At 72.3% G+C, this 15,079-nt stretch carries 13 protein-coding genes and 1 tRNA gene; 3 read left to right on the top strand and 11 right to left on the bottom strand.

Going from position 1 to position 15,079, the window contains the following annotated elements:
• Positions 1-6 precede the first annotated feature (6 nt).
• From JOD51_RS08305 to JOD51_RS08295, 3 genes are read right to left on the bottom strand one after another with little or no spacing between them, the layout of a single operon-like run.
• Positions 7-936, bottom strand: coding sequence for an FKBP-type peptidyl-prolyl cis-trans isomerase (locus JOD51_RS08305; protein WP_204607824.1), 930 nt, complete (start codon positions 934-936; stop codon positions 7-9).
• A 43-nt stretch (positions 937-979) separates the two neighbouring features.
• The gene (locus tag JOD51_RS08300; RefSeq protein ID WP_239539816.1) at positions 980-2,092 is read right to left on the bottom strand and encodes a tRNA (adenine-N1)-methyltransferase; all 1,113 of its coding nucleotides are present in this window, start codon (positions 2,090-2,092) and stop codon (positions 980-982) included.
• Positions 2,089-2,862 carry an HAD family hydrolase gene (locus JOD51_RS08295; protein ID WP_259556784.1) on the bottom strand — a complete coding sequence of 258 codons (774 nt, stop codon included), beginning with the start codon at positions 2,860-2,862 and terminating at the stop codon, positions 2,089-2,091. The genes JOD51_RS08300 and JOD51_RS08295 overlap by 4 nt, the downstream gene beginning before the upstream one ends.
• A gap of 296 nt (positions 2,863-3,158) precedes the next feature.
• On the opposite strand from JOD51_RS08295, the gene JOD51_RS08290 reads away from it, so the two are divergent.
• The gene (locus JOD51_RS08290; protein WP_204607823.1) at positions 3,159-4,091 is read left to right on the top strand and encodes a proteasome assembly chaperone family protein; all 933 of its coding nucleotides are present in this window, start codon (positions 3,159-3,161) and stop codon (positions 4,089-4,091) included.
• Positions 4,092-4,195: 104 nt separating this feature from the next.
• On the opposite strand, the gene mshC is transcribed toward JOD51_RS08290, so the two are convergent.
• The 3 genes from mshC to JOD51_RS08275 all read right to left on the bottom strand — a co-directional run bounded on the left by mshC (position 4,196) and on the right by JOD51_RS08275 (position 7,639).
• The gene (gene mshC / locus JOD51_RS08285; protein WP_204607822.1) at positions 4,196-5,452 is read right to left on the bottom strand and encodes a cysteine--1-D-myo-inosityl 2-amino-2-deoxy-alpha-D-glucopyranoside ligase; all 1,257 of its coding nucleotides are present in this window, start codon (positions 5,450-5,452) and stop codon (positions 4,196-4,198) included.
• Entirely contained in the window at positions 5,449-6,276 is an 828-nt protein-coding gene (locus JOD51_RS08280; RefSeq protein WP_204607821.1) for an undecaprenyl-diphosphate phosphatase, read from the bottom strand. Before JOD51_RS08280 ends, mshC begins: the two co-directional genes overlap by 4 nt.
• 64 nt (positions 6,277-6,340) lie before the next feature.
• Complete coding sequence (locus tag JOD51_RS08275; protein ID WP_204607820.1) at positions 6,341-7,639, bottom strand: M20/M25/M40 family metallo-hydrolase; 1,299 nt, start codon at positions 7,637-7,639, stop codon at positions 6,341-6,343.
• A 165-nt stretch (positions 7,640-7,804) separates the two neighbouring features.
• Here JOD51_RS08275 and JOD51_RS08270 point away from each other — a divergent pair.
• Positions 7,805-7,890 (top strand) — tRNA-Leu (locus JOD51_RS08270).
• 313 nt (positions 7,891-8,203) lie between these two features.
• On the opposite strand, the gene JOD51_RS08265 is transcribed toward JOD51_RS08270, so the two are convergent.
• The 5 genes from JOD51_RS08265 to JOD51_RS08245 all read right to left on the bottom strand — a co-directional run bounded on the left by JOD51_RS08265 (position 8,204) and on the right by JOD51_RS08245 (position 14,265).
• Positions 8,204-9,532, bottom strand: coding sequence for an NAD(P)/FAD-dependent oxidoreductase (locus tag JOD51_RS08265; protein WP_204607819.1), 1,329 nt, complete (start codon positions 9,530-9,532; stop codon positions 8,204-8,206).
• Between the two features lie 96 nt (positions 9,533-9,628).
• Positions 9,629-9,832 carry a hypothetical protein gene (locus JOD51_RS08260; RefSeq protein ID WP_204607818.1) on the bottom strand — a complete coding sequence of 68 codons (204 nt, stop codon included), beginning with the start codon at positions 9,830-9,832 and terminating at the stop codon, positions 9,629-9,631.
• Between the two features lie 13 nt (positions 9,833-9,845).
• Positions 9,846-11,669 carry a DEAD/DEAH box helicase gene (locus JOD51_RS08255; RefSeq protein WP_204611010.1) on the bottom strand — a complete coding sequence of 608 codons (1,824 nt, stop codon included), beginning with the start codon at positions 11,667-11,669 and terminating at the stop codon, positions 9,846-9,848.
• A gap of 80 nt (positions 11,670-11,749) precedes the next feature.
• On the bottom strand, positions 11,750-12,994 hold the full coding sequence (gene dinB / locus JOD51_RS08250; protein ID WP_204607817.1) for a DNA polymerase IV: 1,245 nt from the start codon (positions 12,992-12,994) through the stop codon (positions 11,750-11,752).
• A gap of 104 nt (positions 12,995-13,098) precedes the next feature.
• The gene (locus JOD51_RS08245; protein WP_204607816.1) at positions 13,099-14,265 is read right to left on the bottom strand and encodes an acyl-CoA dehydrogenase family protein; all 1,167 of its coding nucleotides are present in this window, start codon (positions 14,263-14,265) and stop codon (positions 13,099-13,101) included.
• Between the two features lie 24 nt (positions 14,266-14,289).
• Between JOD51_RS08245 and JOD51_RS08240 the strand changes: the two genes are divergently transcribed.
• Positions 14,290-15,075: an SGNH/GDSL hydrolase family protein gene (locus tag JOD51_RS08240; RefSeq protein WP_204607815.1), complete on the top strand. Its 786-nt coding sequence runs from the start codon at positions 14,290-14,292 to the stop codon at positions 15,073-15,075.
• The last annotated feature ends 4 nt before the right edge of the window (positions 15,076-15,079 follow it).

Below are 15,079 nucleotides of genomic sequence, written 5' to 3'. Positions count from 1 at the left end.
TGCGCGTCAGCGCGGCATCACGCCGAGCACGTCGATGACGTACGCCGACGCGGCACCCTGCTGGTGGTCGATGGCCAGGACCTGGTCGCCGACGTGGCGCCCGAGGAGGGCCTTCCGGATGCCCTCGGCGATCTGGCCCTTCGCCAGCGGCAGCGGCTGTGCGCCGGAGCCGTCGGTCCAGCTGGAGCCCACGACGGCCGAGTCGGCCGTGGTGCTGCCCCACGAGACGGCGGTGTACTTCACGACGACGGTGTCCTTCGCCGTGAGTGTCACGCCGTCGCCCTTGCGGAGCAGGTGCTGCTCGTCGTCCTTCGGGGCCGACCAGGACGGGATCGTGATGCCGGGCGCGCCGTTCGGTGCGAGCACGACGGCGGGCATGCCGTCGCCCGCGAGCTGCGGCGTGCCGGTGGCGCGGGAGTCGAAGGCCCGCTTGACGTCGATGACGAAGACGGCGGCGTCCTCGGCCTTGGACTTTGACGACCCCGAGTCGGCGGTGGCGGCCGTGCCGGAGAGCGCGGACTTCGGCAGGGCCACGGCCAGGCGGTCGCCGACCCGGGCGCACTCGAGCGCCTTGCCGAGCGCGCCGGCGTTGGTCGACCCGACCGTCACCGGGGCGGTGCTGCCGGTGTACCCGGTGGTCTGCGCGACCGCACCGGTGGCGCCGTCGACGAGCGTGTACTCGATCAGCACCGGGGTGCCGTCGCCGATCGTGCGACCGTCGCCCTGGCGGAGGACCGACACCTGCGTGCCGCGGACGGTGAGGCCGGCGGGCACGCTGACCTTCGGCTCCGAACCGAAGGCGCCCGTCGCCGACACGGACCCGGACGCGGCACCGGAGGTGGCGCACGTGCTGGCCGATCCCGCTCCGGGCGTGGCGCACGCGGTCAGCGACGCGAGGAGTCCGATGGTGACGACGAGTGCGGGGATGGCGCGCACGGATCCTCTTTCCGGTCGATGCAGGGCGGGCACGGTGGGAAGCCTACCGGTCGTCGTCGGCGGGGTCGGACGCTGCCGACGACGCTTCGGCAGCGGCGACCTTGCGGGCCTGGGCAGCCGCCTGACGGGCGACCTTGCGGAGCTTCTTGTCGCTGGCGCCGCGTTCGCCGACCGCACCGGGCGTCCAGGCCTCGACGTCCTCGTCGGAGAACTCGGCCTTGCCGGCACGACGCTTGAGGTTCGGCAGCACGACCCCGTCCGCCAGACGACGGGCGGTGATCAGGAAGCCGGTGTGCGCCACCATGCGGTGGTCCGGGCGGACCGCGAGTCCCTCGACGTGCCAGGTCCGCACCAGGGTCTCGCTCGACTGCGGATCGGTGAAGCGTCCGGTGTCGCGGAGCGCCTCGGCGGTGCGGGAGAGCTGCGTCACCGTGGCGACGTAGCAGACGATGAGGCCACCGGGTGCGAGGGCGTCGGCCGCCTCGTCGACGCACTCCCAGGGCGCGAGCATGTCGAGCACGACGCGGTCGATGCTCTGCGGCTCGACGGCGTCGGGCAGTTCCTCCACCAGGTCGCCGACGGTGACGGACCAGTTGTCGGGGACCGCGCCGAGGAAGGTGCCGACGTTGCCCCGGGCGATCGCCGCGAACTCCTCGCGACGCTCGAAGGACTGCAGGCTGCCGGTCGGGCCGATCGCGCGGAGCAGCCAGAGCGACAGCGCGCCCGAGCCGACGCCGGCCTCGACGACACGGGCTCCGGGGAAGACGTCCGCGAAGGCGACGATCTGGGCCGCGTCCTTCGGGTAGACGATCGCGGCACCGCGCGGCATCGACATGACGTAGTCGTTCAGCAGCGGGCGGAGCGCCAGGTACTCGTCGCCGGTGCTGGCCCGGATGACCGAGCCGTCGGGCTGCCCGATGACGTCGTCGTGCGCGAGCATGCCGCGGTGCGTGTGGTAGACCACGCCGGGCTCGAGCGAGAGCGTCGTGAGCTTGCCCTTCGGCCCGGTCAGCTGCACCCGGTCGCCGGCGCGGAACGGTCCGCGCGGCGGCGTGTGCGGTGCGCCGCCGGCGGTGTGCGGCAGCTCGACCTCCGCAAGGGAGACGGTGTCGTCGTGCGCGCCGCTGTCGGGCGTCGTGGTGGTGTCGTCGCTCATCGCGCGTCCCCTTCGGTGACGGGGGCCGACGTCGGGACGGAGGCCGGGCCTCCCTGGCGTTCGGCGGCACGCGCGCTGAGCGCCGGACCGGTGAGTTCGAGCAGGCGGTCGACGTCGACGCCACCGAGGGTGGTGAGGTGCACGTCACCCGCGCCCTCGGCGATCGGCACGATGTGCTCGACCGCGACGGTGACGGCGCCCGAGGCGCGAGCCGAGGCGACGCCGGTGGCGGAGTCCTCGATCGCGATGCAGGCGGTGGGCTCGACGCCGAGCTGTGCGGCGGCGGCCAGGTACGCGTCGGGGTGCGGCTTCGGACGATCGACGTCGTCCCCGGCCACGACGACCCGGAAGCCGCGGGCGCCGAACGCCTCGGCGGTCACGAGCGCCATCGCCCGCCGGGACATCGTCACGAGCGCGGTCGGGATGCCGCGGTCGTGCAGTTCCTCGACGAGTTCACGGGCGCCGGGACGCCAGGGCAGGTCGTCGCCGTGCAGCCGCTCGACCACGTAGTCGGTCATCCACTGGACGATCTCCTCGACCCCCATGTCGACGCCCTTGTCGCGGAGGATCTCGCCCGAGCGCTCGAGCCCGCTGCCGACGAGCGACAGACCGTCCTGGTGGGTCCACTCGGCGCCGTAGCGGGCGGTGAGGACGACCTGCGACTCCTGCCAGATCGGCTCGGTGTCGATGATCGTGCCGTCCATGTCCCACAGCACGGCATCGGGCAGCACGCTCGTGGGCTGGGCGGGGGCAGGAGGTTGCTCGGTCACGGGCGACGAGTCTACCGGCGGCACCGTCCGCGGCGCTCCGGCCCCGCAGGCTTGCCCGTCGAGCGGTCAGGACACCCCGCTCACTCCCGCCGACCGGTCACGGACTGTCGGTCTGGAGGCCCGTACCCGACAGGACGTGACCGGTCGCCGCCGCCGGGCGGGCGCGTCGGAGGCCCGCCGCCGCCAGCCCCGTGGAGGGCGGCGGGTCGACGGCGGGACTATCGTGGATGCCTGATCGTGTCCGGTCGGCGCGCGCGCGAGCGCGGCGGACCACTCCACCACCAGGAGGCCCTGCCGTGCCACAGCACTCCCCCTTCAACGACGGACGGCTGCTCGTCGTCGCGTTCGAGGGCTGGAACGACGCGGGAGAGGCCGCGAGCGGTCTCGCCCGGCGCATCGTCGACGCTCTCGAGCTGTCCGAGCTCCGTGAGATCGACGGGGAACGCTACGTCGACTACCAGTTCAACCGGCCCGAGGTCGGTTTCGACGACGAGGGCGAACGCGGCGTGCAGTGGCCGCGGATCGTCCTGCACGGCCCCAGCGCCGAGGGTCGCCCGGTGATCGGTGCGACCGGCGCTCCGACCGAGCGTGACGTCTTCGTCCTCGTCGGACCGGAGCCCTCGCGCACCTGGCGTGCGTTCTGCGCCGAGATCATCGACCTGGCCGACGTCTACTCGATCGACGCGGTGGTCTTCGTCGGCGCGATGCTCGCCGACGTGCCGCACACCCGCCCGATCTCGGTGTTCGTCTCGAGCGAGAACGCGACCGTCCGCGCCGCGTTCGACGTGGACAAGTCGACGTACGAGGGGCCGACCGGCATCCTCGGGGTCCTGGCCGACTCGATGGACAAGGCCGGCCTGACGACCCTGTCGCTCTGGGCGTCGGTGCCGCACTACGTCCACAACGCCCCGTCGCCGAAGGCCACGCTCTCGCTCCTCGACAAGATGGAGGAGCTCACCGACGTCACCGTGCCACGCGGCACCCTGCTCGACGACGCCGCGCAGTGGGAGGAGGGCATCGACGCCCTCGCCTCGGACGACGAGGACATGGCCTCGTACATCGGGCAGCTCGAGCAGGCACGCGACACCGTCGACTCCCCCGAGGCCTCCGGCGACGCCATCGCGCAGGAGTTCGAGCAGTACCTCCGGCGCCGCGAGCACAAGGACGGCAAGGACGGCAACGGCGCGGCCGGTGAAGGGCCGTGGCGTCCGCCGCAGCCGCCCCAGTAGGCGCGAGCCGCGTCGGGGACGCGAGCACCTGACGGACGGGAGGCCCGGGACCAGCTGGTCCCGGGCCTCCCGTCCGTCAGCGGCGTGCCGGTGACGGTTCTGCGTCAGCCGATGCGGATGCCGAGGAGCGCGTCGACCAGGTCGACGAGCTCCGGCGTCGCCGTCGTGCCGGCGGCGATCGCGGTGTCGACGACCGCGACTGCACCGGGCGTGTCGAGGTCGTCCGCGACGCGGGCCCGGAGGCGTGCAACCACGTCGGCGGCGGGCTGCTCCCCCTCGGGCTGCTCGGCGTCGCTCCGGGCGGCGGCCCAGGCGTCCCACGACGCCAGGCGGCGCTCGGCGTCCTCGAGGTCGCCGTCGAACCACTCCCAGTCGTCCGAGTACCGGTGCGACAGCAGCGCCAGGCGGATGGCGCGCGGGTCGGCGCCGTCGTCGAGGAGGCCGCGGACGGTGACCAGGTTGCCGAGCGACTTCGAGATCTTCGTGCCCTGGTACGCGACCATGCCGGTGTGCACGTAGGCGTTCGCGAGCGGCTGCTGGGCCAGGGCCGCAGCGTGCCCGGCGCTCATCTCGTGGTGCGGGAACACCAGGTCGCTGCCGCCACCCTGCACGCTGATCGGCAGCCCCAGGCGGTCGCCGGCGATGACGCTGCACTCGATGTGCCAGCCGGGACGACCCGGTCCGATCTCGGTGTCCCAGCTCGGCTCGCCCTGCCGCTCGGCGCGCCACAGCAGCGGGTCGAGGGGGTCGCGCTTACCGGGTCGGTCGGGGTCGCCGCCGCGCTCGGCGGAGAGGGCGAGCATCGTGTCGCGGTCCAGGCGGCTCTCGTCGCCGAGCGTCCAGACGTCGTTCGCCCGCAGCACGTCGAAGTACAGGTCCTCGCCGTCGGAGTCCGGCGTCGGCACGGTGTAGGCGTAGCCGGTCTCCTCCAGGTACGCGACGGCCTCGGCGACGCGGTCGACCTCGTCCGTGACGGCCACGTAGTCGTCCGGCGGCAGGACGCGCAGGGCCTCCATGTCGCGGCGGAACAGGTCGATCTGCGAGGCGGCGAGCTCCTGCCAGTCGACGCCGTCGCGGGTGGCGCGCTCGAGCAGCGGGTCGTCGACGTCGGTGGTGTTCTGGGCGTACTGCACCTGCAGGCCGGCGTCGCGCCAGACCCGGCCGAGCGTGTCGAACGCCAGGTAGGTGGCGGCGTGGCCCAGGTGCGTGGCGTCGTACGGGGTGATGCCGCAGACGTACAGCGCCGCGCGGTCGGCGCCCTGGGTCGGGTCGACGGGCTTGCCGGTGGCGGTGTCGTGGACGACCGGGCGGGGGCCGGTGCCGGGGACCTCCGGGACGGACGGTGTCGACCAGGCCCTCATGCCTGCACCACCCCGAGCGAGAGCAGCACGATGAGGACGATCCCGAGCAGGATCCGGTAGACGACGAACGGCATGAAGCTCCGCTTGCTGATGTAGTTCATGAACGCGGCGATGACGACGAAGCCGACGACGAACGCCACCACGGTCGCGATGAGGGTGTCGGCGAGGCCGAACGGTGCGCCGGTGTCCCCGAGGCTCGTCGCGGCCTCGTACAGGCCCGACAGGAACACGGCGGGGATGGCCAGGAGGAACGCGAACCGCGCCGCGGCGGGGCGGGTGTACCCGAGGGCGAGGCCCATCGACACGGTGGCCCCGGAGCGGGAGACACCCGGCACGAGCGCCAGGACCTGCGCCAGGCCGATGAGGATGCCCCCGCCGAACGTCATCTGCTCGATCGGACGGACCTTACGGCCGACCCGGTCCAGCACGCCGAGGACGACACCGAAGACGATGAGGACGATCGCGACGATCCACAGCGACCGGAACGTGGTCTCGATGGTGTCCTGCAGCAGCAGTCCGACGACCCCGATCGGGATCGTGCCGATGATCACCAGCCAGCCGACCCGGACGTCCGGGTCGTTGCGCGGGACCTTGCCGGCCAGCGCGCCGAACCACTTCCGGACGATCCGGACGATGTCCTTCCAGAAGTAGATGAGCACGGCGGTCTCGGTGCCGAGCTGCGTCACCGCCGTGAAGGCCGCGCCGGGGTCCTGCGCGTCGGGCAGGAACAGTCCGACGATGCGCAGGTGGGCGCTGGAGGAGACCGGCAGGAACTCCGTCAGCCCCTGGACGAAGCCGAGGAAGATCGCCTCGAAGATGTGCACGTGTGCGGCCTTTCGCCGGTGCTGGACTCGGTTGTGCCGTCACCGACGACGACTATGCACGGTATCAGTAGGTCGCGAACAGGTCCCCGAGGACGCGGCGGCCGAACGCCAACGACTCGAGCGGGACGCGCTCGTCGACGCCGTGGAACATGGCCGGGAAGTCCACGCCGGCCGGCAGCTGCAGCGGCACGAAGCCGTACCCGGCGATGCCGAGCCGCGAGAGCGCCTTGTTGTCGGTGCCGCCGGACAGCAGGTAGGGCAGCACCGGAGCACCCGGGTCGTGGCGCTCGAGGACGTCCCGCACGGCGTCGACGAGCGGGCCGCCGAAGTCCTGCTCGAGCCCGACGTCCTGGTGGGTCATCGTCAACTCGACGTCGTCGCCGGCGAGTGCACGCACCCGGGCCAGGACCTCGGCCTCGTCGCCGGGCAGGCAGCGGATGTCGACGAGGGCCGTCGCCTGGTCCGGGATCACGTTGTGCTTGTACCCGGCGGTCAGCACGGTCGGGTTCGTCGTCGTGTGCAGGGCCGCGTGGATGAACCGGGCGGCAGACCCGGTGGCGAGGGCGACCTCGTCCGGACCGGTGACGACCGGGTCGACGCCGAGGAACCGGGCGACCTCGGCGACCATCGCGGTCGTCGTGTCGGAGAGCCGGACGGGCCAGTCCTCGCTGCCGATCCGCGCGACGGCGGCGGCGATCTTCGTGACCGCGTTGTCCTTCATGACGTGCGAGCCGTGCGCCGCCGTCCCCCGCGCCGTGAGCTTCACCCACATCAGGGCCTTCTCGCCGGTCTGCAGCAGGTACGCGCGCCGGTCCCCGAGGGTGATCGAGTAGCCGCCGACCTCGCTGATCGCCGCGGTGGCGCCGTCGAAGACCTCGGGGTGGGTGTCGACGACGTGGTGGGCACCGAGGACGCCACCCGCTTCTTCGTCGGCGAAGTACGCGATCACCAGGTCCCGCTCCGGGGCGCCCTGCTGGTCCACGACGTCGGAGAGCGCGGTGAGCATCATCGCGTCCATGTTCTTCATGTCGACGGCGCCGCGACCCCAGAGGGACCCGTCGCGCACCTCACCGCCGAACGGGTCGACGGACCAGTTCTCCGGGTCCGCCGGCACGACGTCCAGGTGCCCGTGCACGACGAGGGCCGGCTTGCTGCGGTCCCGACCGGGCACCCGGGCGACGACGCTGACCCGGTCCGGTTCGGACTCGAACAGCTGCGGCGTGAGCCCGAGGTCCTGCAGTGCCGACTCGACGTAGTGCGCCGCCTCGGTCTCGCCGCGGGACTTGCCCTCACCCCAGTTCGTGGTGTCGATCCGGATGAGGTCCCGCGCGATCGCCGCGGTGCGTTCGAGCTCGGACGTCATGCGCCAACGCTACCGGCGATGGTCCCGCGCCTGCGCCGCGCCCGGGATGCGCATCGGTGTTCAGCGGGCGTTCACGGCCGTGCTAGTGTCTTCTCTCGGCAGCAACGCAGGGGAAACCCGGTCGAACGGCCCGATGTCAGCACCAGGTGCACGGCATCACACCCAGTCCGGGTGGCGGAATTGGTAGACGCGCTAGCTTGAGGTGCTAGTGCCCGTATTAGGGCGTAGGGGTTCAAGTCCCCTCTCGGACACGCAGTACCTGCTCTTCGGAGCACGTGCTCGAAGACTTGTGTTGAGACAAGCGGCGAACGGCCCTCCTTCGGGAGGGCCGTTCGTTTTTGCGCGCCCGCTCACGCGACTGCCGCACTCGGCCGCCACGTGCCTCCCGTCGGGTCGCGCCCAGCGACACGGCTCGCAGTCCGCAAGCCGAACGGTGTCGCCAGCCGCGAAACGCTCCGCGGCCGCGCGCCGGACCAACCGGACCGGCGCCACGACGGACGGGAGGCCCGGTACCAGCTGGTACCGGGCCTCCCGTCTGCAGGCAGTCGCGTCGGGACGCGCGCGCTAGCTCTTCGCCGCGTCGACGAAGGTGCGACGCGGGTCGGTCTCCTTGATGAGGGAGGTGGCGTCGCGGCCGGACACCGCACCGGTGACCCAGCCGATGACGATCCGCGCCTTGCGGTTCAGCGTCGGCATCGCGTAGACGTGGTACGCACGGTGTGCGAGCCAGGCCAGCAGGTTCGTCATCTTGATGCCCTTGATGTTCGCCGCGCCCTTGGCGACACCGTACGAGGCGACCGTGCCGATGGACGGGTGGCGGTACTCCGTGAGCGGCTTGCCGGTGATCGTCGCCACGATGTTGTCGGCGACGACGACGGCCTGGCGGACGGCGTTCTGGGCGTTCGGCGGGTAGTACGCCGGCTGCTTCTCGGCGGTCAGGTCGGGGACCTGCGCGACGTCACCGAGGCCCCAGACGCCGGCGACGACCTCGTGGGTGTCCTCGGCCTCGACCTGGAGCTTGGCGTTCGCGGCGAGGTGCCCCTTCGGCCCGCGCGGCAGGTCGGTGGCGTCGAGCAGCGGGTTCGGCTTGACGCCGGCGGTCCAGACGAGCAGACCGGTCGCGAACTCGTCGCCGTCGGAGAGCTTGACGACGCCGCCCTCGCAGCTCGGCATGGTCGTCTTCAGGCGGACGTCGATGCCGCGGGCGCGGAGGGACTCGAGGGTCCACTTCGACAGCTCGGGGCCGACCTCGGGCGCGACCCGGTCCAGCGCGTCGATGAGCACCCAGCGGGGCTGCTCGCCGGCGAGCGACGGGTAGGTGGCGATCGCGGCCTGGGAGACGTCGAACAGCTCACCGATCGCCTCGACGCCGGTGTAGCCACCGCCGATGAAGATGCTGGTCAGGAGACGACGACGCTCGTCCTCGTCACGGGTGGCAGCGGCCTTCGCGATGTTGTCGAGGAGCTTCGCGCGGACGTACGCCGCTTCCTCCACCGTCTTGAAGCCGATGCCGACCTCGTCGAGGCCGGGGGTCGGGAACGTGCGGGTGACCGAACCGAGGGCGACGATGACGTGGTCGTACGCGAGGGTGCGGTCGTCACCGCCGGCCGTGGCGATCTCGACGGTCTTGTCGGCCGAGGAGATCCCGGTCACCTTGCCCTGGATGACCCGGGTCTTGCGGAGCGCGCGTCGGAGTTCGACGGTGACGTCCTTGGGGGCGATGTGACCGCCGGCGACCTCGGGCAGGAACGGCAGGTACGTGTAGTACGTGTTCTGGTCCACGAGGGTGATGCGCATCGGCACCGTTGCGGCGTGCTTCTGCAGCTGCTTGACGGCGGTGTAGCCGGCCGAGCCGCCGCCGAGGACGAGGACGTGAGGGATGGAGTCTGCCATTCCTCCGGTCTACCCGATCCTGCCCGTCCCCGTCATCAGCGCCGCACCTGTCCGGGCGATCCGTCGCGGAACCTGGTCACTTCCCGCCGTCGACCGTCACCTGCCGTCGCGGAGGCGCCACCACGCGGTCTCGGCGATCTCGCGTCCGGTGTAGACGCCGTACTGGGTCCGCCGGGACTCGTGCAGCGAGAACCGCCGCAGCCGGTACCCGCCGCCGAACCGGTCGATGATCGCCTCGGGCGAGGAGTCCGCGTCGCGTTTGACGTACCAGGTTCGGTCCTCGTCCACGGGCTCGATCACGCGCGGGCCGTGCTCACCGGCGGTTGCCGATCCGGCCGCGCAGGATGTCGATGCGCTTCTGGATCTGCTCGATGCTCGCCTGCGCCACGGCCGGGCCACCGCTCATCCGTCGGAGTTCGGCGTGGATCGAGCCGTGCGGTTCGTTGGCGTGCCGGGACCAGATCGACACCAGGCGCTGCAGTTCGGACCGCTGCTCCTTGATGGTCTGGTACATCGGGCGGTTCTCGGGCTCCGGGGCTTTCGGCATGCCGTCCTTGAGCACGCGGCCCTTCGACCGCTTCGCCTGGGTCGCCTGCCGGGCACGGAGCAGGTCCCGCACCTGGTCGGGGTCGAGCAGGCCCGGGATGCCGATGAAGTCGAGCTCCTCGAGGGATCCGACCTCTCCCCCGGTACCGAACTCGCCGCCGTCGTAGAGCACCCGGTCGAAGGACGCCTGCGAGTCGAGCGCCTCGAACGGCTGCACGTCGAGCAGGCTCTCGGACGCCCGGTCCTCCTTGTTGGCCTCGGCGACCATGGCGTCTTCGGGGTTGTACATGCCGTCCTCGGCGTCCTTCGGACGGTCGAGGGCGTGGTCGCGCTCCAGCTCGAGGGTGGCGGCGAGGGCCATCAGGCCGGGGACGCTCGGCAGGAACACCGACGCGGTCTCCCCACGGCGGCGGGCCCGGACGAAGCGGCCGATCACCTGGGCGAAGAACAGCGGCGTGCTGGCGCTCGTCGCGTACACCCCGACACAGAGCCGGGGCACGTCGACGCCTTCGGACACCATCCGGACGGCGACCATCCAGCGCGAGGTGTCCTCGGCGAAGGACTGGATGCGGCTGGAGCCGGCGGCCTCGTCGGAGAGCACGACGGTCGGCCGCTCCCCCGTGATCCGCTGCAGGATGCGCGCGTACGCCCGGGCGGTCGTGGTGTCGGTCGCGATCACCAGGCCGCCGGCGTCGGGCACACCACGGCGGACCTCGGTGAGGCGCTTGTCGGCCGCCGACAGCACGGCGGGCATCCACTCACCCTCGGGCGACAGCGCGGTACGCCAGGCCTGCGCGGTGATGTCCTTCGTGACCGGGTCGCCGAGGGACGCCGACATCTCGTCACCCATCCGGGTCTTCCAGCGCATCTGCCCGGCGTACGCCATGAACAGCACGGGCCGGACGACGCCGTCCTTCAGCGCGCGGCCGTAGCCGTAGTTGTAGTCGGAGATCGAGGTGCGGATGCCCTGCTCGTCCGGGGCGTACTGCACGAACGGGATCGGTGCGGTGTCGGAGCGGAACGGGGTGCCGGAGAGCGAGAGCCGCCGGGTGGCCTTCGAGAAGGCCAGGCGGATGCCCTCGCCCCAGGTCAGGGCGTCACCGCCGTGGTGCACCTCGTCGAGGACGACCAGGGTCTTGCCGCCGGCGGTGATGCGCTCGTGCACCTCGGGGTTCATGCCGACCTGGGCGTACGTGATCGCGACGCCCTGGTAGTGCCGGCCGAACATGCCGTCACCGTTCTTGAACATCGGGTCGAGCCGGATGTTCACGCGGTCGGCGGCGTCGGCCCACTGCCGCTTGAGGTGCTCGGTCGGGGCGACGACGACCAGCCGGTCGACCGTGCCACGGGCGAGCAGCTCGGTCGCCAGGCGCAGCGCGAACGTGGTCTTGCCGGCGCCCGGGGTGGCCGCTGCGAGGAAGTCGCGCGGCTCCTTCTCGAAGTACTTCGTCAGCGCTTCGACCTGCCAGGCGCGGAGCTTCGACGCGGTACCCCACGCGGCGCGTTCCGGGAAGGCCGGGGACAGGTGTTCGGCTGCGGCGTTGCCCGCGACCTCGGCGATCGCCGCCGGTTCGATCGGTGCGTCGGACAGCCCGTCGATCGGGAGTTCGGCGGGTTCCTGGTGCTCGATGTTCTCCGCTGCGCTCACTCCACCCGAGTGTACCGGCACGCTCAGTCCTGCCGGGCGTGCGGGGCACGCTGCTCGGGCGTCGCACGGACGAGCGATGCGGGTCGCAGCACGCCGGCGCCGAAGCGTGCGGTGACGGCGTCGACGGTGGTCTCGGTCTCCCGCCACGGCGCGTCGTCGTCCCACAGCGCGTTGCTGGCGGCCGCGGGCACGAGGTTCTCGCCGCGGACGCCGATCAACCGGATGCGGTTGCCCGGCCGGTGCAGGACGTCGTAGAGCTCGACGGCTTCGCGGTGGATCCGCTTGGCGACGTCGCTGGGTTCGGCGAGGGTGCGGGACCGGGTCAGGGTGGTGAAGTCGGTGTACCGGACCTTGAGCGCGACCGTGCGGGCCTGCACCTCGGCGCGGCGGAGACGGACGGCGACCTTCTCGGCCAGGCGCAGGAGCTCGCGGGCGACGTCGTCGCGTTCGGTGAGGTCGCGGCCGAACGTGACCTCGTGCCCGATCGACTTCTCGCCGACGCCGGCCTCGACGCTGCGCGGGTCGCGGCCCCAGGCGAGGTCGTGCAGTCGCTGGCCACCGGCGGGGCCGAGCAGCGCGACGAGGGACGGCAGTGGCGTGGTGGCCAGGTCGCGGACGGTGTGGATCCCCCGGTGTTCGAGCGTCTCCTGCGTCTTGCCGCCGACGCCCCAGAGCGCGGAGACGGGCTGCGGGTGCAGGAACTCGATGGTGTACGCGTGCGGGACGACGAGCAGGCCGTCGGGCTTGGCACGGCTGGACGCGAGCTTCGCCACGAACTTCGTCGACGCGGCACCGACCGAGCAGTGCAGGCCGGTCTCGGCGAACACGGTCCGGCGGATCTCGGTGCCGATCTGCCACGGCGTGCCGTACAGCCGGAGGGCGCCGGCGACGTCGAGGAACGCCTCGTCGATGCCGAGTCGTTCGACGCGCGGGGTGAACCGGTCGAAGATCCGCATGACCTGGGCCGAGCGGGCGCTGTACTTCTCGAAGTGCGGCTCGACGATCACGGCCGCGGGGCAGCGGCGTTTCGCGACGGCCATCGGCATCGCGGAGTTGATGCCGTACTTGCGCGCCTCGTACGTGGCGGCGGTGACGACCGATCGGTCCGAGTCGTGGCCCACGATGACCGGCAGTCCGACCAGGTCCGGGCGGTCGAGCAGTTCGACGGAGGCGAAGAAGGCGTCCATGTCGACGTGCAGGACCGTCGCCGTGGCGTCGTCGACCGGCGCGTCGGTGACGAGTCGGTTCCGTCCGTCCTGCTTGCTCACCGGGTCATGCTCGCACGGACCAGCGACACCGGGCCCGACGACACCGAGCCCAGCGGCACCGGGCCGGGCGACGCAGAGCCGGGCGACACCGGACCCCACCGCGGTCAGCGCGGCAGGGGTCCGAACTCCGCCGCCGCGATGGTCCGCATCGCCGAGTCCCGTGTCGACGGGTGGTACTGGCCGGCGCGGACGTCCCGGGCCAGGCGGGCGAGCTCATCGGACGCCCGGAAGGCCGATCCGCCCACGACCCGCAGCGCCTCGTCCACGACGTGCTGCGCCGTGTCCACCGCCCGCGTCTTCGTGCCGACGAGCAGTGGGAACCACCGGTCGTGGTCGACGAGTTCGTCGACGTCCCGGGCCAGCGCGTCGACCTGCAGCGCGATCGCGTCGGTCGCGCTCCGCATCGCGGCGACCGCCCGCCGGACGTCCGGGTCGGCCGAGCGCGGCGTGCCGTCCATCGCGACGCGGCCGGAGACCCGCTCGACGGCCAGGGTCACGGCCCGCGAGGCGATCCCCACGTACACCGACGCCACGAGCAGCTCGAACGCCGCGAAGATGCCGAACACGAACGGGTCCGCCACGGGGCCGACCGGCAGCACCCGGACGATCCGCTCCGCCGGCACGTGCAGCCCCTCGAGGATCGTCGTCCGGCTCTGGCTCGCCCGCATGCCGAGCGTGTCCCAGTCGTCCAGGTGCCGCACCCCGCCGTCGGCACGCACCGCGAACCCGTGCACGAGCCGTGGCTCCGGCCCCGAGGTGTCCTTGCCGAAGACGCTGAGCAGGTCCCACGCGGGAGCGAGCGAGGTCGACACCTTCGTGCCGGTGAACCGGTACCCGCCCGCACCGTCCGGCTCGGCCGTCGTCAGCGAGTCGAACAGCACGGCGTCGTTGCCCGGCTCGCTCACCCCGAAGGCCAGCAGCCGGTCCGCCGCGGCGGCGTCGGTGACGGTCTGGAGGAACGTCCCACCCCGCGCGGCGACGCTGCGGGCCGCCTGCACCCACACCTGGTGCATGCCGAGCCCGAGCGCCGTCGCCGGCGCCGCGGTGGCGAGGGTCCGCTGGACCGCAGCGGTCGCGCGGAGACCCAGCCCCGAGCCTCCGTCCCGGACCGGCACCCCGATGCGGAGGTACCCGGCCTGCCGGAGTTCGTCGAGGTCCTCGGCGAGGAAGGCGTTGTCGGCGTCGTAGCCGGGAGCGCGCGCGGCGATGCGCGCCAGGAGGTCGTCCGGGACGGTCCAGGGACGTCGCGTGCCGGGAGTGGACTCGGTCATGGGACGAGAGTACGGTCGCGTGTCGTGTCAGACGAGCATCCCTGGACCCGGTACGTCGCGATCGGTGACTCGTTCACCGAGGGGATCGGTGACCCGGACCCGCAGTCGGTCGGCGGCCACCGCGGGTGGGCCGACCGTGTGGCCGAGACGCTGGCCGGCCGGACCGACGAGGACTTCGGCTACGCCAACCTCGCCGTCCGCGGGCGTCTGCTCGGGCAGATCATCGACGAGCAGGCCGAGGCCGCCGTCGCCCTCGGACCGGACCTGATCACGGTGTCGGCCGGCGGCAACGACATCATCCGACCGGGCTCCGATCCGGATGCCCTGGCCGAACGCTACGACCGGATGATCGAGACGCTCCGCCGTGACGGCGCGACCGTCGTGCTGTTCACCGGCCCCGACGTCGGCATGACCCCGGTCCTCGGCATGGTGCGTGGCAAGACGGCGATCTACAACGAGCACCTGCAGGCGATCGCGCTGAAGCACGGGGCGCTCGTCACGAACCTCTGGGCGCTCCGGGTGCTCCGGGACCCGCGGATGTGGGCTGCCGACCGGCTGCACCACTCCCCGCTCGGTCACGCCACGGTCGGGGCGGCCGTGCTCGACACCCTCGGGGTCGACCACGAGCTCGGCGCGGCGGTGCCCGAGCCCCTCGCGGCGCGGCCCTGGCGGGAGGCCCGGGTCGAGGACCTCGGCTGGGCGCGGGAGTACCTCGTGCCGTGGGTCGTCCGGCGTGTCCGGGGGACGTCGTCCGGGGACGGCATCACGGCGAAGCGGACGTCGCTGCAGCCGATCGCACCGCGGAGCTGAGCGC

It is taken from the genome of Curtobacterium herbarum, assembly GCF_016907335.1.
GTDB classification, from domain to species: Bacteria; Actinomycetota; Actinomycetes; order Actinomycetales; family Microbacteriaceae; genus Curtobacterium; species Curtobacterium herbarum.
This window is presented reverse-complemented; position numbering and strand designations above follow the sequence as displayed.